The sequence below is a fragment of the bacterium genome (assembly GCA_021372535.1).
GTDB lineage: Bacteria > Latescibacterota > Latescibacteria > Latescibacterales > Latescibacteraceae > JAFGMP01.
Genome location: JAJFUH010000115.1, coordinates 1 through 24,651, shown reverse-complemented (window position 1 = coordinate 24,651; position 24,651 = coordinate 1). Strand labels below are relative to the sequence as shown.

12 protein-coding genes are annotated in these 24,651 nt (G+C 50.1%); 3 read left to right on the top strand and 9 right to left on the bottom strand.

What is annotated here, in order from left to right; genetic code table 11:
• Positions 1-61 precede the first annotated feature (61 nt).
• Positions 62-1,354, top strand: coding sequence for a hypothetical protein (locus LLG96_11190; GenBank protein ID MCE5250772.1), 1,293 nt, complete (start codon positions 62-64; stop codon positions 1,352-1,354).
• A 340-nt stretch (positions 1,355-1,694) separates the two neighbouring features.
• On the opposite strand, the gene LLG96_11185 is transcribed toward LLG96_11190, so the two are convergent.
• Complete coding sequence (locus LLG96_11185) at positions 1,695-2,768, bottom strand: sugar phosphate isomerase/epimerase (protein ID MCE5250771.1); 1,074 nt, start codon at positions 2,766-2,768, stop codon at positions 1,695-1,697.
• A gap of 392 nt (positions 2,769-3,160) precedes the next feature.
• Between LLG96_11185 and LLG96_11180 the strand changes: the two genes are divergently transcribed.
• On the top strand, positions 3,161-5,299 hold the full coding sequence (locus LLG96_11180; GenBank protein MCE5250770.1) for a polysaccharide lyase 8 family protein: 2,139 nt from the start codon (positions 3,161-3,163) through the stop codon (positions 5,297-5,299).
• A gap of 23 nt (positions 5,300-5,322) precedes the next feature.
• On the opposite strand, the gene LLG96_11175 is transcribed toward LLG96_11180, so the two are convergent.
• Complete coding sequence (locus LLG96_11175; GenBank protein MCE5250769.1) at positions 5,323-6,114, bottom strand: PhzF family phenazine biosynthesis protein; 792 nt, start codon at positions 6,112-6,114, stop codon at positions 5,323-5,325.
• Positions 6,115-6,860: 746 nt separating this feature from the next.
• On the opposite strand from LLG96_11175, the gene LLG96_11170 reads away from it, so the two are divergent.
• A complete protein-coding gene (locus LLG96_11170; protein MCE5250768.1) occupies positions 6,861-8,060 on the top strand; it encodes an aldo/keto reductase in 1,200 nt (399 codons plus the stop codon).
• Between the two features lie 177 nt (positions 8,061-8,237).
• Here LLG96_11170 and LLG96_11165 read toward each other — a convergent pair whose 3' ends face one another.
• The 7 genes from LLG96_11165 to LLG96_11135 form a co-directional block, all read right to left on the bottom strand.
• On the bottom strand, positions 8,238-8,960 hold the full coding sequence (locus LLG96_11165; GenBank protein ID MCE5250767.1) for a hypothetical protein: 723 nt from the start codon (positions 8,958-8,960) through the stop codon (positions 8,238-8,240).
• 20 nt (positions 8,961-8,980) lie between these two features.
• Positions 8,981-13,705: an efflux RND transporter permease subunit gene (locus LLG96_11160; GenBank protein ID MCE5250766.1), complete on the bottom strand. Its 4,725-nt coding sequence runs from the start codon at positions 13,703-13,705 to the stop codon at positions 8,981-8,983.
• A gap of 256 nt (positions 13,706-13,961) precedes the next feature.
• Positions 13,962-17,069, bottom strand: a complete 3,108-nt coding sequence (locus tag LLG96_11155) for an efflux RND transporter permease subunit (protein ID MCE5250765.1) — start codon at positions 17,067-17,069, stop codon at positions 13,962-13,964.
• 133 nt (positions 17,070-17,202) lie between these two features.
• Positions 17,203-18,252, bottom strand: a complete 1,050-nt coding sequence (locus LLG96_11150) for an efflux RND transporter periplasmic adaptor subunit (GenBank protein ID MCE5250764.1) — start codon at positions 18,250-18,252, stop codon at positions 17,203-17,205.
• Between the two features lie 33 nt (positions 18,253-18,285).
• Entirely contained in the window at positions 18,286-19,779 is a 1,494-nt protein-coding gene (locus LLG96_11145) for a TolC family protein (protein ID MCE5250763.1), read from the bottom strand.
• Between the two features lie 27 nt (positions 19,780-19,806).
• Positions 19,807-23,259 carry a hypothetical protein gene (locus tag LLG96_11140; GenBank protein MCE5250762.1) on the bottom strand — a complete coding sequence of 1,151 codons (3,453 nt, stop codon included), beginning with the start codon at positions 23,257-23,259 and terminating at the stop codon, positions 19,807-19,809.
• Between the two features lie 60 nt (positions 23,260-23,319).
• Positions 23,320-24,210: an ABC transporter ATP-binding protein gene (locus LLG96_11135; GenBank protein ID MCE5250761.1), complete on the bottom strand. Its 891-nt coding sequence runs from the start codon at positions 24,208-24,210 to the stop codon at positions 23,320-23,322.
• Positions 24,211-24,651: the final 441 nt, after the last annotated feature.

Here is a 24,651-nt window from a genome sequence, read left to right as displayed (position 1 = left end):
ATCATGGTGAATTGACCGTCGGGAACATGCCCTGTAACGCACATTCAAGGAGGCTTTTTTCATGCCGCGGAATCGAATATATTGTGTGTTCATGTCGGTTCTCGTTTCTGTATGTATTGCCGCCCTGTCTTTCACGTGTTCCACGGTATCCGCGCAGGACACCATGTTCAAGGCGTTCCGCTGGGAATCGCAGCCGCCGGCAGGTTGCCCTTTCGAAAAATCGGAGGACATAACCGGGATCGTGTTCACCGGCAGGCACAGCGATTACCATTTTGCCGATACCTGGTATCCCTCATGGGCTTCCGATGACAGGATGTATTCGCCATATACTGACGGCCCCTGTCCCCGCCTTGACGGCGGTCAGGACATTTCGGCCTCCTATTCGGGGGATGGCGTAACAGCTGAAACCGGTCAGGCGGTCATGGAGGGCGACGATCCTCTGTCTCTGCATGTGTACAGCCTCGGAAAAACCGTTGCGAGCGCAAAACCATATGGCGGACGATATCCCTGCGGCAGTCTTGTCCATGACGGTATCTGGTATTACGGCACCTATTGCCTCGCGCCATACGGACAAACGACATACGCGGGATTCACTTATAACTGGCCGTGGCTCGGCCCCCTTGTCGGCTTCCGTATATCGGAGGATTACGGCCGGACATGGAAGGAAACACCGCACACACCGTCAAAGCCATTGTTCGGCGAGTCCGGCATGTGGGGGGAACCGGTCAAAATCGGATCTCCTCACTTTGTTGATTTCGGTAAAAACATGGAACATTCGCCCGACGGCAAGGCATATCTTGTCGGCCACGGCGCCATCGAATCCGATGCCATGCCGCGCTTTGGCAATCTGAGCTGGATCAGCGGAGATCAGATATATCTTCTGCGTGTTGTTCCCTCAGTCGAAACCATCAACGATGCATCCGCATATGAATTCTTCGGCGGCCATGACAAGAATGGCGCCCCGGTCTGGACTTCCGACTTTACCGCCATCAAGCCGCTGATCGACTGGAACAATAACTGCGGATGCGTCACGGTCACTTACAACGCCCCGCTGAAAAAATATCTCATGTGCGTGACCGACGGCTGGCCTACATGCGCAAAGATGAACTCTTATATTCTCGAATCGAACGCGATCACCGGCCCGTGGAAAATGATTACCTATATGAAAAATTTCGGCGAGCAGGGCTATTTTCTGAATTTCCCTTCGAAATTCATCAGTGATGACGGTCGAACCGCATGGCTCTGCTATTCCGGTAATTTTGCCAGAGACTGGAACGGCGTGGCCATACTGGAAAATCCTCCGGGCAGCCACTATGGCCTTGTCCTTCAGGAAGTGAAGCTCACGGGCAGATGATTTAACGGTTCATGAAACCGGAAACGGTTATTGATGGCGTTTTCGTCCTGACGATTCACCGCGTGAATTATTTCCGCCGGATGGAGCGAGGGCACGGTAAACAGAAACGAGCAGGAATTCAGGAAGTATATGCTCGACACACAGAAAGAATACATCAATCCGGTTGTGATAAGCGATATAAAAGCGGAATAAAAAAGTAATGCTTTTTTAATGCCCACGAATATACACGGATACCATTATAAAAAACAGAGCAGTCAGGAAAAGTTTGTCAATCCCCTGACTGCTCACAGTTGTTATATAGGCAGAAAGACAGTCCGGATTCTTTATTTCTCCGGAAATCTCAGCTGTATATCTTCACGCCCACCTTTGCCGCGGTTTTTTCGAGGAACGCCTTGACTCCGGGATACTCATCATCTTTCGCGAACTCGAGAAGAAGCGTACGCGGATACTTCAGCCGGCTTAACCTCGTGAGGTAGGTCTCGTAATCCTGGACTCCCTGACCCGCCGGCTTCATGGTCATCAGGACAAGCATTTCATCCCGCTCGATGAAGGTGTCTTTTGCATGGCAGCATGCGATGTCCTCGCCGAGCACGTCGAAGCACCAGTTGATCATTTCGGTGGAGTGGTAATAATTTGCCACGGTGAACATGTTCGCGGGATCGAAAGCGACCTGGCAGCGGGGATCGCCGACATCCTCCTTAAGCCGTTTGAGCGCCATGGGGCCGTCAAGCGGCGTTGTGATCACCGCCTCCATGCCGAGCACTGCCTTGTATCCGGCGGTATCTTTCAGTATCTGCTTGATGCCGTTGACGCCGAGTTTCCACGTTTCCTCCGTCCAGTTTTCGGGGTGCATGGCAAGCCCGCATTCGGGGTCGGGGTCACGGCTCCCGAGACCTGCGCAGATCGACTGCGCGCCGCATTTTTCCGCCGCTTCAACGTTTTCGGTCACATGTTTGATTGCTTTCTCACGGTATGCCGGGTCGGGATGAATAATATTGTCCCAGGTCATCATGTCAAAAAAGGTTACATCGTACTGCTTGAGCGCGGCTTTCAGCTCTTTGATTTCGGAGTCCGATGCATCGAGCCATTTGTTTCGTTTGAAGGGACCATGTGCGACACCCGCGGATGTATATCCCCGGTCACGGATGTTTTTGACCGCTTCCGTTATGCTTTTCCCCTCGGGGTACCACAGCCGTGTCGCGCTGCTGCTGCACGCCAGCCGTATCGGTGTAGAACCCGGTTTCAGGTTGCGGACAAGGCTCGTATCGGGGCCCCGCGACCAGAGACGTTCCTGATATCGTGTTCCGAGTTTCTTTTCGGCGGTCTGCTGAGCCGAGCTTTCCGTTCCAGCCATCATACCGGCCGCCAGCGCTCCGGATGCCAGCGCCTGACGTCTTGACATGTACGTTGACATTGATTACCTCTCTATGAAATGAGTGGGTAAAGTGATACTGCTATCCAAGATTTTACTGTTCGGTAAACGTGTTGTAACGTATATATTATAGTTTGGTAAAAAAATCAAGCTGCAAAATTTCCGATGGTATTGTTTTCAGCACGTATTATTCATGAAAATATTTAACCACAAAGACACAAAGACACATATTTAGATAACATATTATTTATACTATCATTAACAATTAATAAACATTAACACCAAAAAATATGTAAATAAAAAATAAAATCCACCTAAATCCGTCCAATCCGCGTAAATCCGTGTTCTATTATATTTTGTGAATGGGTCTGGTTAAATGAATTCCTGTTCGTTACATGATTTGGCAGATTACATTTAAAAAAGGAATTTCCGAGATGAAAAAAGCCCGCGTTCTTGCTTATTTACTGTCGATTGGTGCCGCCGTCATCATGTTTGGGAGCCTGTATTCCATACCATGTTATGCTCAGGAACGCTCGACGGTGTCTTCGAAAGAAGCTGATCGTGACATGGATACGGTCAGGCAGCGGTTGCTCGACCCGCTCCTGGAAAAAGTCGATAATGAGCAGGTTGACGGGCTTGTCGCAGCTCAAAAGCCGGACGGCACATGGGAGGATGTTCTTTACACCGACCAGAACCGTGCCAACTGGGCAACGTTCAAACACCTTTCATATCTGCTGACCCTTGCGCAGGGGTACGAAAGCCCGTCATCTGCGCTGCGCGGCGACCCGAAGCTTCGAGTTGCCGTTTTTGCCGGCCTCGATCACTGGCTCGGCAAGGATTATCAGAATCCGAACTGGTGGTGGAACGTCATCGGTGTTCCGGGAAGGCTTGCCCAGGTACTTCTTCTCATCGATGGTGAACTGGATGACACCCAACGGACAAAGGGTGTGGAAATCCTCACCCGGGCGAAACTCGGCATGACCGGGGCAAACCTTGCCGATGTGGGAAACATCACCGTCATGCGCGGCATACTGGAAAACAACCCGCAGGTTGTATCCGAAGCCCTGAACAGGATTACCGGCGAAATACGGATATCGATGGAGGAGGGGATTCAGCCCGACTTCAGTTTTCACCAGCACGGCGCTCTTCTGTACAACCACGGTTACGGGGCTGTGTTTGCCTCGAACTGCTCGGAGCTCGCGACGGTTGTCACAGGCACGCGGTTCGAGTTTCCCGCTGATAAAATCGGGATATTGAACGGCTTGATTCTGGACGGCTGCCAGTGGATGATACGGTGTTCGACCAAGGATTACGGCGCCACGGGGCGGGGTATAACGCGAAGACAGGGAACGAACCCAAGCGCCGGTTACCTTCGCCCGATTGTCGAAAACATGCTCAAAATTCCCACGGGCCGTGAAACCGGATACCGCGATCTGCTCGCCCGTCTCGAAGGAGGAAACACCGCACCGTTGACCGGAAACCGTCACTTCTGGCGCGGAGACATCATGACCCATCACCGTCCGGACTATTACGCCTCGGCGCGGATGTTTTCAAACCGTCTCCTCAACACCGACAATCCGGCTAACGACGAGGGCCTCAAGAGCCACCATCTTGCCGACGGGTGCACGTATATCATGCGTACCGACTGGGAATATCATGACATTTTCCCCGTGTGGGACTGGCAGAAAATTCCCGGGACGACAGTCGAACTGACACCGGAGCTCGCGGGTAAAATATGCATAAAGGGGACGCGTCCGTTTGCCGGGGGTGTCTCGGATGGCATGTACGGGATGGCAGCGTTCGACTTTGAACGTGACGGTCTCTTCGCCCGCAAGGCATGGTTCTTCTTCGATGACGAATTCGTCTGTCTCGGCGCGGGAATAACCTGTTCTTCGGACAATCCCGTGGTGACAACGGTCAACCAGTGTTTTCTCAAGGGAGATTTAACCGTCTCGAACGGGAAAGACTCACGGACTGTCAGCCGCGGCAGCCATAGTTTTACCGATGCCGCATGGGTGTATCACGACAGCACCGCGTACATTTTCCCCGAGCCCGCGCAGTTACGTCTCACCAACGATGCTCAGACCGGCGACTGGTGGAGCATCAACCACATGTATTCGAAAGAGAATGTTTCCCGCGATGTATGTACCGTATGGTTCGACCACGGGAAATCACCCAGAGAGGCCCGTTATGCCTATATTGTCTCTCCGGGTGTTTCACTTGCCTCGGTTGCCCGGTATGAAAAAGGCGCCTCGCCGGTTGAAATACTGTCGAACGAACCGGAAATACAGGCCGTCCGTCACAAAGGACTCGGGATTACGGGGATAGCGTTCTATTCTCCCGGCAGCCTGCGGGTCGCGGAGAACCTTGAGATCGGAGCCGAAAAGCCCTGCCTTCTGCTCGTGAAGGAATTGAAGGATACCATTGAAATCTCGGTTTCAAATCCCGTGAACCGGGAAATGACCGTAGCGGTAGTCGTACGGCGCGACGGAAAATCGCCGATGACGGTCATCTTCGATTTACCGGGCGACATGTATGCGGGAAAGAGCGTAATGCAGCGAGTGAAGTTATAAAAAACCATCTCGTTTAATCGGTGTTAATCGGTAAGCTCTCCGTGAAGCACTGTAACCGCCTGCCCTCCGATATATACCCGGTCGCCGTCAACACGGACATGGACGATGCCGCCGCGCTCCGAGAGCTGACAGGCGACAAATTCGCTCCTGCCGGTTTTACGTTTCCAGAACGGCCCTAAACTGCAATGAGACGATCCGGTGACCGGGTCCTCGTCAATACCCGCGCCCGGAGCAAAAAACCGTGAGACAAAATTATATTCCGGAGAAGACGCCGGAGCGGTGACAATGATACCGCGGACAGGTATGGTCTTTAACTGTGAAAAATCCGGACTGAGGTCTCGTACCGTTTTTTCCGAATCAACTTCAACAAGATAATCGAATTTTGTTTTGCCGATATAACCCTGTTTGATGCCCAGAGCCTGACACAGCTCGAAAGGGGCTCCTGAAGGCTCATCGGGCACTGCCGGAAAGTTCAGTTCGATCATCCTGTCCCTTAAATCGGCCGTCAACATTCCGCTCCGGGTATCGAACCGCGCCTGTTCATGCTTGTCCATTATACCGGTTTCCCACAGAATATGTGCGCTTGCCAGTGTGGCGTGCCCGCACAGATCGACCTCGACAGCCGGGGTGAACCACCGCAGATTGAAATGGTCTCCTCGCCGGTGCAGAAACGCGGTCTCGGAGAGATTCATTTCACGGGCGACAAGCTGCATCCACTTTTTATCACGCGGTTCCGGTAATATGCATACAGCCGCAGGATTACCATAAAATGGTTTATCGGTAAAGGCATCGACCTGAAAAACTGGTATACTCATCGTGGCGCTCCTTTTCTTTCCTGAGAATATCCTGTACTCAATAAGTATCGCAATGTTACTGTCATATACATATAATATATAAAAAATATTTACGGTTATACTGAAAAATTCAACACTGCATTCAAAAAATTGAACACTATTTACCCCGGATTTATCTGTAAATGCATCTATGGTTCCCGATGCTGAAGCCCCGGCTTGGTGTCAGGAGTCCCTGTAACGCTGTCATTCCCGAATCTTTAATCGGGAATCCATGTACAGCCTGCATACATTTTTCATCCTTCGTTGTGGCTATCTATAGTCATGGAGGTTATTCATGAAAATATTAACCACGAAGGCACGGAATAGGGGTAATTCATGAATTACCCCTACAATATTGCATCGATCAGGTACGAAAAATAAATCCGCGAAAATCCTCGTTATATTAAATTTTGTGAATAGGTCGTGTTGCAACGATATATGGTGACAAATTATAATGTATCCCGATAAATACAATTCCGCTGTGAATTTCTGAATATGTATGCCGTACGTTTTGAAGGGATTTCCATATCCTGTGAAACAGATGACCGCAGCACATGAAAATTGAGAAAACAGTTGCACTGTGGTAATGATTATTTTTATTTATTACCGAACGGTTATCCTATAATGATGACATGCGGGAATATTTAACCTTGAACATCAAGAAGGTCATGAGATTGTATATAAACATAATTTACCATAATAATTTGTGACGAATGAAGGAGAACACCATGGAAACACCGAACAGGAGAGAGTTTTTAAAAAAGGGCATTGTTATCGGCGGTACGGCTGCCGGTGCGGGTTTTGCCGCCGACTTTTTTTCTCCACGGAGGATTCATGCCGCGGAATCCGGTAAATTCAATCGTCTTGTATTTCGGGAGCTTGGTTCGACCGGCTGCAAGGTGACCGAACTCGGCTTCGGGACGATGAACACACGTGATGCCGAGCTCATTCATGCCGCAATCGATTCCGGGATCAACTATATCGATACCGCCAATGTCTACATGAACGGCGTCAATGAGGAGATTGTCGGAACGGTGATGAAAACCAAACGGGATAAGGTATTCCTCACAACGAAGGTCGGGCTGAGCAAGAATTATGAAGCGATCCCCGATGAGATCAAAAAATCTCTCGAAAGACTCCAGACCGATCATGTCGACCTCCTCCTGCTCCATAAAACGGACGCCCGGGCAGAGATTCTCAACGAAACGGTGATGAAAATCTTCGATGATGCCCGTAAAAAGGGGCAGACCCGTTTTGTGGGATTTTCGACACACAATTTTGAAACCGAGGCTTTCGATGCGGCGATAGAGAGTAAATTCTGGCAGGCGATTCTGACCGGTTATAATTACTATTCCCCCAAAACTGTTGCACAATCCATTAAAAAAGCCCGTGAAAACGGTATCGCCATCATTGCGATGAAGAATCTTATCACCATGAGCTGGCCGCCGAGTACACGGGTACAGTATGATGATATCCGCGCAGACAAGAACAGCACGACAACTCCGCAGCAGGCGCTCATCAAATGGGTGCTCGACGATCAGTATGTGGATACGATAATCCCCGGCATGACCGCTTTCGACCATCTCGATGACAATCTTGCGGTCATGGGAAAGAAACTGACACTCGATGACATGAATATCATACGGCGGTACTGTGAGGATGTTAAAACCCGTTACTGCCGTGGTGTCGCCGGGTGCTCGGGATGCAAAGAGCAGTGCCCGAAAGGCGTGAGAGTCAGCGAGATAAACCGTTGCCTTGGATATGCGTTCGGATATGGCGATATGGAGCTTGCCAGGGAGAATTATAAGGCTCTTCCCCGCGAACATCGTGTGGAGATGTGCGGTGATTGCGATGAATGCGCCGTGAAGTGTGTTCATGGGATAAATCTTACCGAAAATATCGGAAGGGCGCGCGAGCTGTTCGCCTGATTGTTATGTCGGGGAAGCATGATTACGATCGGATCGGCACGTTGAACATGGCTCGTCGCTTATCGGTGACAGATACGTGAAAAATATTGCTTTATCGGCACATTTTTAGGCGCAGCTTAATCTGATATTTCCGTATCCATCGACGGATGATCGAACGTTATTACTATATGGCTTGGATCAGATAAATTTCTCACGGTTCTGGAGGTTGAACAAACCATAGAGCACTGCGATAACCGTTCCTGCGAAGAGATACATTCTGTTGTTGAGCACAGTTTCCTGCCAGACCGCTTCATTCATGTTGGCCGGCATGTTGTATGGATTGAGGAAGAGGAACCACTCGGAATTGCCGATCTGTCCTTTCGCGATCCAGAATGCGATGCCGATGATGACCATGACAATGGCGGTGCCGTTGCCGTTACGGACGATGGTTGAAAACATGAACGCGAGGCTGCCGGTGAAAATGACCGGAAACATGATGTGGAATACCATCATGGTTATGGAAACATCTTTGAGAACGACCGAGAAGACCACAGTGAGCACCGTCAGAATCACGAGCGTCACCAGAAAGATGAGCATGAGCCTGACAAGCCATATCTTGTAACGGTAATTGGGTATTCCGAAAAGAATCTCGATCATACGCGTATCGATATCGTTCTGGATTCCGAACGCTGTCGGGTAAAAGACGAGCAGGATACCCGGCACAAGGAGGAGCCAGAAGCCGGTCGCTTCGGTCGGATTCGAGTTCGCATTCACCAGATTCAGTACGGTCACTCCGACAAAAATGGTGACAGCCGCAAGAAGAAAATACAGGAACTTGTTGGCGAAGATAATTTTAAGGTTGTACCGGATTACGCCGTATATCAGGTGAAAGGTATTTTTTAAAAGCCGGCTGAAATTCATGTGAATATCCTTTATCGGTATCAGGTCGCTGTAACATTCTCGCCAAGGAGCCACAGGTAGGCATCCTCGAGCGTTGGCTGGACGTGCTTCGCTCCCGCGTACGGTTCGGAATCGGCCAGACAGCGCACCCGTATGGTGTTTTCATAGCTCATGTGGTGGATTATCCTGAGTTTTGTTCGCAGGCGCTGGAATTCGGTTTCGGTGACATCAAACTGCCATACTTTCTCCTGGGCAAGCTGTATCATGTTCGAAGGAGAACCGAGATAGAACACCCTCCCCTTGTTCAATACCGCAACATTATTACAGGAGCTTGAAATATCCTCGATAATGTGAGTCGAGAAGATAACGATTCGCTCTTTGCTCAAATCCACGAGAAGATTCCTGAAACGGATGCGTTCACGCGGATCGAGACCGGCGGTCGGTTCATCGACAACCAGGATGCGCGGCAGGTGAAGCAGGGTCAGCGCAATTCCCATACGTTGTTTCATACCGCCCGAGAAGGAGCCGATTTTCTGGTTTTTATGCTCGTCGAGATGAACCGAGGAAATTACATACTGAACGATACTGTCGCGTTTTTCCTTGTCGTAGATGTTTTTGAGGATGGCGATATAATCCAGAAATTCGTATGCGGTCATATTTTCATAGGTGCCGAATTCCTGGGGCAGGTATCCTATCAGGCCCTGGAGTTCCTCACGTTTTTCCGTGAAGTCGATGTCATTTACGGTGATGGTGCCGAGCGACTGATGGAAAATGCCGCAGATGATTCTCATGATGGTCGTTTTACCGGCGCCGTTGGGACCGAGCAGGCCGAACATACCGCTCTTGATTTCAAATGAAACCCCGTCGAGTGCATTGAACGGCCGTTTTTTCCTGCCGATGATCGGGATGGCCTGTACGATACGGTAAAATGTCTTCCGTACATCGGCAAACCGTCCGGTCAGCCGCATGATGTTGACCCTGCCTCTGTGGAGCCTGTTCGATGTTATATATACGATGAGGGCCGAATACCAGAGAATAGTGATAAAAATGATTGTCGGCAGTTTGAATTCCCTGAAATGGAAGAGGATGATATTGCCTGCCGGTATGCCGAGCAGCACGATTGAATGCAGCCATGCGGCTCCTTTCGCGTAGCCTTGTTTACCCGTTTTTTCCGCGAAGTTCGCGAGAAGAATCCGGACCGGTGTAAGCAGGAACAGCACGGCAAAGTAGACGAAATGGGACAGAATAAAGAGCCACAGGTGATCCTCAATGTAGAAATACGTGAAATAGATCATGAATCCTAAAAGCAGCAGCTGCCACTGGTAGTTGCCGAAATCTTTCCACGAACGGTTATCTTTTGCAATACCGTAGAGATTATTCAGCCGCTCTCCTTTTTTCCATTCCCGGACGAATCTGCTGTAGTCGTCATATATTTTTACGACTCGTCTGGCCTTTATGGTTAACGGTCTGTCGGACTGAATATACTCTGTTTTTGCCCTGCGGAGATTGAGCATGAGAAAGTAGGTGGCGCCCGGTATCGCCATCAGCAGAACGAAGAAGTCGGCGAATTTCCAGATAATACTGTTGATGGCAGTGTAAATGAAGAAGGCTCCGCCGATACATGCCGCAAGCTGGAGAACCTTGATTTTCCAGTTAAGCCCTCGTATCCATCCGAGGAGTGATTCCATCCCGGAATAGACGGTCGGGATGAACACGAGCGTAAAAATCGTGCTCAGAGACAGCCCGCCGATGACCGTTATGGCAAAGGGCGCGCCGATACGTGAGACACGCTCGGTACTGCCCATGGCCAGCGGGACCATGGCGACTATGGTTGTGATCGCGGTGATGAGAATGGGGCGGACGCGAGCCTGACCGGCCATCATAAGCGCTCTGAAGCGCGAGAACCTGCGGGTCCGGAGAATACGGGTATAATCTATCAGTATGATTCCGTTATTGACAACAACACCGAGAAGAATCAAAAGACCTATCAGTGAGTTGGCATTGTATATCGAATTGCCGGTGAAAATGAGAGCCCAGAACGCCCCGACAGCCGCCAGCGGTATGGTGAACATCATAACCAGCGGGGTCGTCAGCGATTCGAATACGGAGGCAAGTATCATGTAAATGAGGATAAAAGCCGCCGCAATCAGGAAATAAAACTCGTTGAGAGACGTTTCGTCGTGGGTCACTTCCACCGCTATCCCCGGCGGAATCGAGAGACCGGCTATCAGCTCGCTGATCTCGTCACGGGATACCTGAAGCAGGGTTTTCGAATCATTGATTTCATCGATGAAACTGTATGTGATTTCTACCTGTTTCTCCTGATTGATCCTTTTAATTGTCGATTTCCCCGTCGCATACACGACACGGCTGATGTCCTGAAGGTCATATTCGTTTCCCGACTGATCCGGAACGCGGAGGACTTTCAGATCATCAACGGATTTATCCGTCTCGGTTTCGCCGTTGCGGATCACGATATCGTATTCCTCGTTGCCCTGTTTGAATTTCACATCCGAGGAGGACTCGTTTCCGAACGATGCGAGCTCCGATGCGAGCGAATTTTTGGTGATATTGTATATGCTGAGCGTCTGGTTATCGAGATACAGGTGTATTTCCGGACGGTCGCCCGGAATGTTCGAGCGGGCGCCATTGTTGATCGAATCGAGGTTGTTGAGATAATAAATGATATCGTCCGCAACCGTGCGGAGCATATAAAAATCGCTTCCCTTGAGGATCACTTTTTCCTGGGGGGTGCCGATACCGAACATCCGCTCGAACGAAGACATGGGATTTCTCGACATTCCTCCCCCGAAACGTGAGCTCGACCGGGGCTCGGACAGGCTGACATCCGCGGCCCTGAAGTTCTCGATACGTTTCTGAATATCCTGCTTTATCTGAGCGATCGACCGGTGCTTGATATCCTCGAAATTGTCTTTCAGCATTATCGTGATATTGGCTTCGGCTTCGTAGACGGTGCAAATTACATCCTGTATTTCTTCGATGTCCGTGAATTTACCCTCCAGCTCCTTCACCACGGTGTCGGTCATTTCGAGCGTTGAACCCTGGGCCATGGTGACATAAAGGCTGAACTGCTTCAATTCGATTTCGCTGGGGACATCTTTGCTGAACATGATGCATAACAGCAGCGTGGTAAAAAACATTATGACGGCGCCGAGAATCGTCCGCACCGGGAAACGAATTGCCGATTTGAGGAGCAGATTGTATATCTGGAGAAGCCGGTTCCGCTGCGAGATTTTGTTGAATACGAATCCTTTGTCGGATTTCCTTCTCGTGAGGAACATGTGGGTCACATTCGGGACAAGGGTCATGGCGATAAGAAGCGAGACCAGGAGGGTCGAAATTATCGAGACGCCGATATGACGGCCGATAAGCTGGACGAGGTAGTCGGACGAGAAAAGGAACGGTACGAAAACGATGATGGTCGTGAGCGTCGCCGCCACAATCGCCCGCCAGACCTCGCTCGTTCCCTGAACCACGGCGGTATCGGAATCCACATGTTTCGAGATAAGGCGGTATATGTTTTCGAGTACGACAACACTGTTGTCGAGGAGCATTCCGACCGCAAGCGCTATCCCGATAAGCGTAAGGCTGTTTATCGATATATTGTAAGCATAAAAGAAATTGAAAGCCGTAAAAACCGAGATGGGTATGGCAAGCAGTATGACGGTGACGAGTTTCAGGTTTTTAAGGAAAAACCAGAGAATAAGCACCGCGAGGAGACCGCCGGTAATTGCAAGTTTCTTTATGAGGTTGATATTATCTTCAATATCATCCGCGCTGTTGCTCTGAATCACGATCTCGACATCCTGAGACTTTAATTCCTTGTTCAGATTGCTGATAACGGATTTTGCGGAATGTGAAAGCTCGATGAGATTTGTCTGCGTATCCCGCACAAGCTGGAGCGATATCGCCTCTTTGCCGTTTACTCTGCTGATCGAGGTTTCCTGTTTCCCGCCGAAATTAATCTCGGCGATGTCTTTCAGGCGTACCGGCCCTTCGGGAACCACGATGATATCTTCAAGGTCGCGAACATCGGTGTATTCGGCAAAAACATTGACGGACAGGATTCTTCCGTTCTCGTAAACGGGGCCGACATACATCTTCTGTTCGTTGTTCTGTGATATGAGCGACCGTACCCTCGCAGGTGTGATTTTGAGCTCACGGCAGGCTTCTTCGTTGAGCAGTATTTCCACTGCTTTTACAGTGCCGCCCACGACATCGACATTCGCGATCCCGTCAACAGCGGTCAGTTTCGGGACGATTTTTTCATCCACAACGGCCCGGACGCGTTCGATTCCGCCGCTGCCCCTTGCCTGGAGGCTCATGAACGTGTTGGATAACCGCACGGTATCGACCTTGACAACCCGAATTCTGATCTCTTCCGGCAATGTCGATGCCAGTTCGTTGATTTTCTCCTGGAGCTTCAGATAAGCATACTTTATTTTAACATTCTGATTATAATAGACATAAATGGTTCCCCGCTGCGAGTCAGCCGAAGACTCGATCATGTCAATCCCCTCGAGGGTGCTGATAGCCGCCTCCACGGGAATGAGGACCTGTTTTTCGATATATTCCGGCTCCAGTTCGCGCGTAGCCGAAACCGTGACGAAAAGATAGGGGAGCTCGGCATTGGGAAGAAGTTCGACCGGCAGCTGTTTATACGATATGTATCCGAGAAGGACACACGCGATAAAAAACATGCTTACGAGTGTCTTGCGCTGAATGATGGTTCTGAAAACTGTCATAAGTATGGTCTTTTTTTGAAAGGGAATTTATACCTGACGACATATTAAGTTGTTATATTTTATCGAAATAGATACCAAAACAAGTTCGGCATGACCGTCATCCTGAACTCGTTTCAGTATCTAAACTCATAAAACATGCACGATTCTTTTTGTCGTCATATACTGCCTTACGTTGATCCTGCTTTATACGATCCCCTGACTTCGGCTGCGACGAATCACAGCCCGTCGGGCCGTATCATCCTCTGCTGTGGTTTTTCTACTGCCTGGGCTTCGGGAATGCTTTTTCCCTGAGGCTGTCGAGAACATGAAAAACACACGGTATGACCACGAGTGTCAATACCGTCGAGGAAATCAACCCCCCGATTACCGCAAGCGCCATCGGCGAACGAAGCTCGGAACCCTCGCCGAAACCGAATGTCATCGGCAGGAGCGCGAGAATGGTTGTCAGGCTGGTCATGATGATCGGGCGGATACGCCGCTGACCGGCTTCGATGATCGCCTCCATCCGGGTGCGTCCCTCACGCTGCAGTTGAAGAATAGCATCGACCAGGATGATCGAATCGTTGACCGCGATCCCGACGAGCATGATTAAACCGATATATGCCATGATGTTGAGCGATTTACCCAGAACGAAAAAGATCAGTATCGCGCCGACGCCGGCAAGCGGTATCGAAAGCAATATGGTAAACGGGTGAATGAGCGATTCGAACTGTGACGCCAGCACCATGTATACGAGAACAAGCGACAGGATGAGGGCGAATTTAAGGTTATCGAACGCCTCCCTCCGTTTCTGCTCTTCCCCGCTAACGACATAGGAATATTCGGGAGGGAACGATACGGCATTCATTTTCTGATGTATTTCGGCGACAACCTGGTCGAGTGGTTTTGTTTTATTAATGTTGGCGGTGATTTTTCCGATGCGAACCTGATTTTCACGGTTGATCTCGACCGGAGCCTGAATATTCCGGATTTCCGTAATATCATAGAGCGGTATTTTTTCACCGTTGTTATCGATGGTGATGTTGTCGAGCTGGCTCAGGGTGACATCGGGCAGTTTGACCACAATATCCCTCATTTCGCCCTGATTATCCCATTGGCCGGCGTCGACTCCCGTCAACTGGGTCGTGAGCTGCGAACTGAGCGTGTTTATACCGATATTGAGCAAGCCCGCCCTGACACGGTCGAGCACGATTTCCACTTCCGGCCTTCCCTTGTCGAAGCTCGTTTCAACATTATAGAGCTCGCCGATCGATGCAACCTGCTGTTTCGCCTGTTCGGTAAGGGCCTGCAGCTGATCGAGGTCCTCTCCCTGGATTTCGATGACAATCGGCGCCGTTTCAGTCCCGAGGGTCATCTCAAGCTCTGTCTGTACCTGACGCACCTGAGTCTCGATGTCGGGAATATCCGCCAGCACAGCATTTATCCGTGCGAAAACCGCATCCGACGTAATGGTATGCTTCGCGTCCAGTGTCAGGGAGATGGATGCCGTATTTTCATCGGCAAGGATCGAGCTTTCGCCGCTTATTTCGGCTGACGGCCCGATAACGCTGTAGGTCATCTGAAGATCGCTTCCCAGAGCCTCTTTGAGACGAGTCTCGATATTCTGAACGACACTGTCGGTTCGATACAGTTCGGTTCCTTCCGGCAGCTTGAGATCGATCGAGTATTCGTTCATGTCGGATTTGGGCATGAATTCGCTGCCGACAAGGGGAATGAGCTGCCATGCGAGCACCATCATGAGTACGGTGAGAATTATCATGATCCATTTTATCCTGAGAACGCCTTCCAGAAATTTCTTGTAGAACGGGAAACGGATCGACTGTTTTTTGTCATGAGCCGATGTTCTGAGAAACCGTGTGCTGAGCATCGGGATGATGAGCATGGCTACCACGAGAGACGACAGGAGCGAAAACGCGACCGTCCACGCCTGATCCTTGAACAGCTCGCCCGCGGTCCCGTGGAGATAGACGATCGGCAGAAAGACAACGATTGTCGTGATGGTCGATGCGGTTATTGCCCCGCTTACCTGTGAGGTGCCATCGATGGCTGCCTCACGGAGCGAGAGCCCGGATTCGAGATTCCGGAAAATGTTTTCCATGACGACTATGGCGTTGTCCACGAGCATTCCTGCGCCGAGAGCAAGCCCGCCAAGCGTCATGATGTTTAGCGTAAGTCCCTTGAAATACATCATATTGAATGTAGCTACTATCGAAATCGGTATCGCCGCGCTGATGATGGCGGTTGCGCCGAAACGCCGGAGAAATACATAGAGAACGAGCACCGCAAACAGGATACCGATCAGCGCGGACTGCTTGACCTCGTTGATCGAATTCGTGATGAACTGCCCTTTGTTCTGGATGACTGTCAGATCGTAGCCCGGGAGCGCTTTTCTCAGGGTTTCGAGGTTAGAGAGGAAGTCTTTGACGATATTGACGGTGTTATACTTTGTCTCCTTGTATATCGCCAGCCCGATACACCGTTTTCCGTTGACCCTGACGATATTGTCCGGTTTCTTGTTCTGGAACGAGATTTTGGCGATATCCTTGAGAAAAACGGGCGTCTTTTCGGTGGTTGTTCCGGAAGACTGTGTCGCTGCTGCGCCGGTTGCCGCTGCTGCGCTCTTGTAGGTTACGATGATATTCTGAATATCTTCGAGAGACTGGAGTTCGCCGACTCCCTTTATGATATACTTGAGTCCCATGTCCACGACCGAGCCGCCGGAGATGTTGCGGTTGTATTCGGTAATCCGGCTTGCAATGGTGGACGGGGTAACGCCGTAAGCCTGGAGGAGATAATCGTTCGTTTCAACGATCACCTCTTTTTCCTCCTGGCCGAGGAGTTTGACATCGGCGATGCCTTCCATGCGGATCAGCTCGTTGCGGAGGTAGTTTTCGGCGACCATCCGCAGCTCGTCCATGTCGGTTATGGTAGGGTGGGAGAGTCCGAGTACGATGATCGGTGTGGCATTGGGATCATGCTGGGAGATTGTCAGCTCGTCGATATCGGTGCTCTGGGATGATGACGTGAGGGTTCTCTGGAGATCGAGAAAAGCCTCGTCCATGTTGGTATCCCATGCATATTCAACTGTTATCTGGGCAGAACCCGTCCGCGAGACCGATGAAACGTTGACTGCGCCCTTCTGCTGGATCGAGAGCGACTCGATGGATTTCACAAACTGCTTCTCGATTTCCTCCGGCGGGCGTTCCCCGGAGGTCAGTTCGATAAATATCCGCGGATTATTCATGTCGGGAAAAAGGTCCATGCCCAGCTTGCTGAACGATATGTATCCGAGCAGGAAAATTGCCAGAACAAACATTAAAACGGTTATTGGATAGTCTGTTGAAAACTGTGCGATTTTTTTCATGGTATTCTCATACGGGCTTATGACTCGATATGTCCGGGAGGGTTTTTATGAATAGTCCCGGCGATAATTATTTTCCTTGTATGGAATGATATGGTATTTCCTGTGCTCAATTCGTTAAGAAGCACGGCATATGTTACTGAATTATTTTTACCTTTGCGCGATTCCGCAAAGTCTCGAAGCCTTCGACAACAATCCGTTCTCCGGACTTTATTCCCTGAGTGACCTCGACTTCTTCGGGATTCTCGAGTCCCGTGGTGATGACACGCTCCACCGCGGTGCTGCTCTCCACGGCGAATACAACCTTCCTGTTACCCCTTGACAGTATGATGTTTTTGGGAATAACGATGGTGCTGTCATTTCTGGCAACGACGACCTCGGCCTTGACAAACATGCCGGGTCTCAGGAGGAGGACCTCATTGTTGATGTTTATATATGCCTTGAATGTACGGCTTTCCGAGTCAATGGCAGGGGAAACCTCCGATATCGCGCCCTGGAAGACCTTGTCAGGAATCGTATAATTGGATACGCGCACGGGCTGCCCGTTCTTTATCTGGTCGAGGAACCTTCCGGGGAGCTGTACATCCATGTTCAGTTTACGGTAATCCATGATATGCACCATCTCGGTGCCCGAATCGATTTTCACTCCCGGTGTGTAATACGGCAGATCGGTGATATACCCGTCGAACGGAGCGATTATTTTAAGTTTGGAGAGCTGGATCAGGGCGTTGTCATAACTGTATTTCGAATCGATATACGATTTTTCGGAATCCTTTAACTCACGGAGCGTTACTCCTCCTTTATCGTACAGCGACTGCTGTTTTTCGTATTCACGTTTCGAGATATCGAGACTGAGCACCTGGGAATCAATTTTAATTGAATTTTCCTGTTCGACATTCTCGATATTGATGATAATCTCGTCCTTTTTCACCAGATCACCGAGCGAAAAAGGTTTCTTTGTCCGGGGATTGACTGCAAGTTTGTAGTATCCGGAGGTTTCGGCTTTCAGGGTGACATCCTGAGTCGCTTTGACCGTACCGGTGGTGGTGATATATTCCTCGATGGGTTTCAAAGTGACTTCCTGCACTGAAACCGGCGAAGCGACGTCCACTGTTACCTGCGTGTCGGGATTACCGCAAGCCATGAACAGCACAAGCACATAAAAAGGGCTGATTATACGTTTCACTCGGGTCTCCTGTGGTTATGATCGATACTGGAATTATCGATCTATTATATTTTCCGGTAAAACAGGCTGATTCTTTTCAAAATCCCATAGTGACAGAATTTTCATATCGAGAAGAGCGAGTTTATAATTTATCAGAGTCTGAATATACGCCGTTTTTTTCGATGAAAGCTGCGCCTGGTAAAGATTCAGGTCCATGCTTGTCAGATCGCCGTTCTTGTAACGTTCCAGATTAATCTCGTAGGTCAGCTGGGCATTGCGGACGTTCTGCTCGGCGATTGCAATCTGATTGACCAGCTTCTGAAGGTTCCGGTGAGACCTTCTGACTGCCGAGATTATGCTGGTTCTCTGGTCATCGAGATTCAACCGCTGTTTCTGTACACTCGCCTGAGATGCCTTGATCCGGGATTTCTTTTCGCCCCAGTCCCAGAGCGGAATATTGAATGTAAGCCCCACAGTCTGTTTTTTGGTTGGAGCGCTGAAAAGGTCATCCACATTCTCATCGGTCCCGATGACTCCGTACGAGAGCGTGAGGCTCCCTTTGAATTCATTCTGTGCGGACACGCGTGTGAGGCTGTTGAGCGCGTTTTCTATGCTGATTTCACGCTGACGGAGTTCCATGCGGCTTTTCAATCCGTTATCGATGGCCTTTTTAAGATCGACGTCAACCGTTTTCATCTGCACATCGGCGTCGACAGCAATGTCATCGTAGATCGACATCCCGAGAAGTATCTTGAACGAATCGAGCGCGTTATCGAGCGATTCCTGCTGATTCTGTACGGACAGCTCGCTGTTGGCAAGGTTCAGCTCCGCCTGGTAGAGCTCCTCGGCAGCCGAGAGCCCGGCATCGACCTTGTTTTTGATGATGTCATGGCTCTGTTTCTGATTGTTGAGCTCTTCACCGGCTATATCGAGGTCCATTTTCCGCTGGTAGACATCGTAAAATGCCTGGGTGACACTCTGTTCGAGGGCTAATTTCTTGATGGCGTAGCTGTACTCCGTGTTCTCCATAGTGAGTTCGAGGTCACGCAGCTGCAGCTTCGTCGTGTTATAGGTAAACAGCGGCTGCTGGTAGCTTATATAGAGGTTGTTGTCATATGTTTTGGTCGTGACATCCTGATATTCGCTGTATGAATTCTGCCAGGAGAGCTTGTTCGTAAGCGCCAGCGTTCCATCGCTCCATGTCACCGGCTGGGATATGGTGAACGTGGTTGATGACGTGCTCGTCCTGTTGGTATTCCACAACGAGAACAGATTGTTGAACGTCCTGTCGCTGTTGTATGAAAAAGGATTGAGACTCAGGCTGAAATTCGATTTCAGCGCCGCTTTCTGGGCGTTCAGGGATTCACGGCTCTGGACGAGGTCAAGCTCGGTCTGCTTGATGTCGGGACTGTTTGACTTCGCGATTTCCAGTGATTTTTCCAGCGTCAGTACATCGGCCGCTGCCGGCGCCGCAGGAGAAAACATCAGCCCCCCGGCAACCGTGACTATCACCCAGAATGCACTGTAAAAGTTCGGTTTTCTGTTCATGTGTACTATCCTCATGCCTGAAATACGCTATTTGCGCTTTACCCATTTAATCGCATCGGCGTAGACAATCCGTCCTTTGGATTTATCCGAAAGCTCCACTTTCCTGGCGCCCTGTGAGAAATAATAGGTTCCCACATACGTCCATCCTGTTTCGGCTTCGGAAACATCGAGCTCCGTCTCATCTACACCATCGTCGCTGTAAACGCTGAAGTGAAAGTCGCTGACAACGCTTGTCTGCTGTCCGCCGCCTGCACCGCCTGCGCCCCCGGCTCTGTTGCCGCCGCCGCCACCGGGACCGCCTCTTCCCGGACCGCCTCTTCCCATCCGGCGCATGTTCTGTGTATAAAAGAAGATATCATACTGTCCGCTTTCGGGCAGTTCCGCATTCCATGCCACTTTCAGTTTGCCTTCGCCGGCCTTTATATAACGGCCCGTGCTTTTGTACGTACCGAACATGTCTTCAAGAACCATTGCCTGCCACCATACGGGAGGACGCCAGAAATTCATTCCGGTGTACTCGTCCTGATTGCTTTCGGAGCTGTTGAACAGTTTCCTGAAGAAGTTCTGTTCTACGCGGTCCTGAACCTCGAACCCCGGGTCTTCGTTATCCACGATGATTTCTCCGGGAAGGCTCAATAAGGGCGCCCGGTCGAGCACACGCTCACCCTCGAACAGAACGCTGTTTTTATCCGGTTCGGGCTTGCCGAAGCGACGGTCGAAAGTTATGGGAATGTTTTGCGATATGAACGTGTCGAAATGAGCCGAGCGCGGAGCCTGGTCGACAACAATGCCTACTGCCTTGGACTGGTTGCCTTTGACGATGATGAAGTATTCGGGTTCCTGTCCCGCATCGAACGTCATGAATCTCCCCATGCCGGGATTCCTGTCGCCTCTCGATGAAATCTGAGCGGAAATGATCCCGTCGACCGAGTCAGGATTGGAAACATTGAACGTCACCTGATAACGGGTTTTGTCTTTGTCCAGTACTTCGGAGGTTTTTAAATCGGTAACGACAAATGCCGGTGTGCCTTTCCCGTTGTACCATTGCTCAAGGTACGGTTCCGGATCGAACGAGAACTGTTCCTGCATCGCTTTGATAAAATCGTCTATGGTGCACTTTTTGAACTTGTTTGCCAGTAAAAAATCATCGAGAAACTTATCGAACTTTTCCTCGCCGACTCGTGCTTTTATGAGCGCAAACAGAGATTTTACCTTGAGCGTAAGGACAGTCTCGGCAATATCGCTCTGTTCGGGATCCGAGAGAATTTCTCCCAGATTCATGGTATCGAGCACTCCGCTGGCCTTTTCTTCATCGGAAACGCCCATGAAAAATCTCGGGAAACGCGGCCCCGAGTTTTGAAGCTTCGATGAGATGTAATTCCCGACAGCCTTGTTGAAAATCGGCCACTTATCCGATACGATGGTATTGGTGAAGGAATAGTAATTGGGGAAAATCTCGTAATTCGGAGGATTGAGCGGCAGAAAATTGACAAACAGCCTCTGGAGCGAAAATCCGCTCCCGCTGATATTCCTCCGGAAGCTTGCCATGGCATTTCTCATCATGTCCGAGGAAAATGTCCGCTGGATAAATCCCCGCAGCAGGGATGTCTGGATTTCCTCGGGTGTCATCGTTGCATCGCTCTGACGGAAGCCCCGTCCCACAAAGAGTCTCATCCGTTTGAAATCGGCGTTCGTGAGGAATATGCCTTTTTCGGCTATGAGCACCTGTTCGGGCTGGACTGTTTCCTGTCCTGTCGACCATAACCGGTCGTATGAAAAAAACTGAATCGGCACCTCAACAAGGGTCAGCCGTTTGAAGGAATACGTCATATTGAGATTCCGCTCGTAATCCTGATGGGCTTCCTTGATGATATCGGGAATTTTCTCCTTGATATCGGGGAAATACTGAGAAAAGTAGTCGTGTCCTTTCTTTACATACACATTGTATTCGATGTTATTGGTGGTTACAGACTTTTTCTCATAATTGCCTATAACAAGCGAAAGCCGTGACAGGGGAAACTCGGGCCGGAATGTCCTTGCGCCGTTACTCGAATCGACAACAGCCCCCTGCGACAGGGGAGTCAGCGCGGGATTGCCGGTAACCTTGAGCTCGAAACGGATAAAGTCCCTCCCGCGGGTTTCGGGGGAGGAGACGCCTGCTCTCGGATACCACATGGTCTCGGGTGTGAGCAGAACATATTCGGGAGTGATGAAACTGTATCTCTTGGCGATGGTATAGAGGAACAGCCGGTTATTCTGCTCCCGTGTTTCTTCATCGACATCGACATAGCAGGCGTTTTCGTCGATCGATCCACGGTAATGAACGATCAGCGAGTCGACAGCGCCGGGAAGAAGCTGGCTCGAAGGTTTAACCCGAAGAAGATGTGCGGCGCGGGTGAAGCTGGCCTTTGATCCGCCGTTTTCGACATTCAGGACTTCCAGGCCGGGATTGAGACTGAATGTATAGATGTCGAGAGCCGCATCGGTATCGTTTCGGACTGTCAGATTCGCCGTGACATCGATTACAGCGCCCTCGTGCCTGAGATCGAGCCTGCAGTCGGTGAGCGAAACGACCGGTTTCGGGCCTTCCTGTTTGAATATCGTCAGCATTTCAGCACGCAGCGGCCTGCCCGAATATATCCGTGAGAGGTAAATTCCACCGAGAACAAATCCCCCGGCTGTGAAAGCGACAGCCAGAATCAGTGAGAGACGTGTTCCGAGCCTGGACTGCGGAAGCCGTTTGAACAGGAGTATCGTAAAGAAAATGCACCCCAGACCGAGCGACAGGTAAATGCCACGGTGCAGGAGGAGCACACCGGTGTTCGCGAATCCGACGAAATCCGAATACATGAAGGGGACATTGTACGCCATGTAGTCGAAAAGATGATGATATTTGGGGCCGAGGAAGAAAAGGGTTATGGCTATGTATCCCAGCAGCACGATAACGGTCAGAGCCTGGCTTCGCATGATCACCATACAGAGAAACGAGATGCCGAAGATATAAATAAGTGTGGGGATGCTGATAAGAAGCGGGTAAACGATGTAACTGATCGCTACCGGCTGAACATCGATGAAAAAGATATTGAAGATGAGCGCAGTGAGAAGAATCAGAATGTTGAGACCGAAAAACAGCATGAAAATACCGAGTGTCTTGCCGAGCACATATTCGACATTGGACATCGAGCGCACATAGATGACCTCGGTGCTGTCCAGTTTCCTGTCGTATTTCAGGAAGTCGGAGGCAAGGAAGAGCGCGATAACAGCCTGAACCACATTCAGGAGGAGCAGGTTCATGTAGGGTATCGCTGACGGTATCCCCCGCAATGCCCAGCTCGCCGATCTCGAGCTTACAAAGAGGACAATATTGAGAAGGATGATGATTCCCACGGCGAGAAGGGAAAATATCCTGAAAAACCAGCTTCTCAGCAGGGTTTTTGTTTCGAAGAGCGCTATTGTCCATATTTTTGAAAGAGATAGCATGGCAGTCCCTTTTTTTATTGAGTATGGTATCGATATGCCCGGCGCTTATAAAAAGCCCGCTCAATTGAGCGATTGATGCAGCTGGCTGTCCATAAAGTACACATAGGCATGTTCAAGGTTCGGTTCTATCAGTTTCCCGTCATACTCGACGGGATTTTCGCTCACAACCTGTACTTCCCATCCGGAATCGGAAGGGATAGTCGAAATGACCGCATATTTTTCCTTGATGAACTCCATATCGCTGTCCTGCGCACGGATAAGCCAGACATGCCCCCGCGCCTGTTCGATGAGAGCATCGGGGGAGCCGTGATACGCGACTTTGCCATTGTTGAGCATCGCCACATGCTGGCAGGTGCTCGATATGTCACCGACAATATGGGTCGAAAGAATGACAATGATCTCCTCACGGCTCATGTCGGTGAGAAGATTCTGGAACCGGAGCCGCTCTTCAGGATCGAGACCGGTCGTCGGCTCGTCCACGACGACGATCTTCGGGTTGCCGATGAGCGCCTGCCCGATACCGAGCCGTCGCTTCATACCGCCGGAGAGCTTGTTTGCCTGACGGTCTCTGGCCTCGTAAAGTCCTATATTTTCGAGCATCCGTTCGACCGCCGCAGCGCGGGCTTTTCCGGAGGTGATTCCTGTCAGCCGCGCCGAATAATCGAGAAATTCCCATGTCTTCAGCCGTGAAAACGTCGAAAATTCCTGCGGGAGATACCCGAGCATGGATCGTATCTCACGGCGGTTTTTCCAGAGATCGTAATTATCCACCGTGACCGTCCCCTCACTCGGCTCCATAAGCGTAACCAGAATCCGCATGAGGGTTGTCTTCCCGGCGCCGTTCGGGCCGAGCAGGCCGAACATGCCGTTGCCGATCTCGAGGTGTACCGAATCGAGCGCACGGGTGCTGCCATTGTAGACCTTGCTGAGATTTTTTATGCTTATTTTCATGCCTTTACCCTTATAAACAGTTCCTTTCGCGCTTTCTGTTGAATTTAGACACCGTGATTGTTAAGAAAGTTTAACCGTTTTTTTAAAAAAGTTTAAATACGAGGTTTATGGTCTCTGGTTTAATGGTTTATAGTTTCTGTTTTATGGTCTCTGGTTTGTGGTTTGTGGGTTGTGGTGATTTTTCCCCTTATGCTTTGTGCCTTATGCCCGTTTTTCAGGTTTGTGGCTAATATAATACAAATGAAACGAATCCGTAACTGCATACTGAACATATTTCCGGTACACTTTTTTATAAAAACCTTTAAATATGATACATTAAATATAATATGAGACATTAAATATAATATGATACTGTAAATATGATACTTTCCTTTGCTCGCCCAAAGTAAAGTATCCAAAGGAAAAGGCGCCCCGTGAAACGCCTGTTTCCTCATTCCCGTC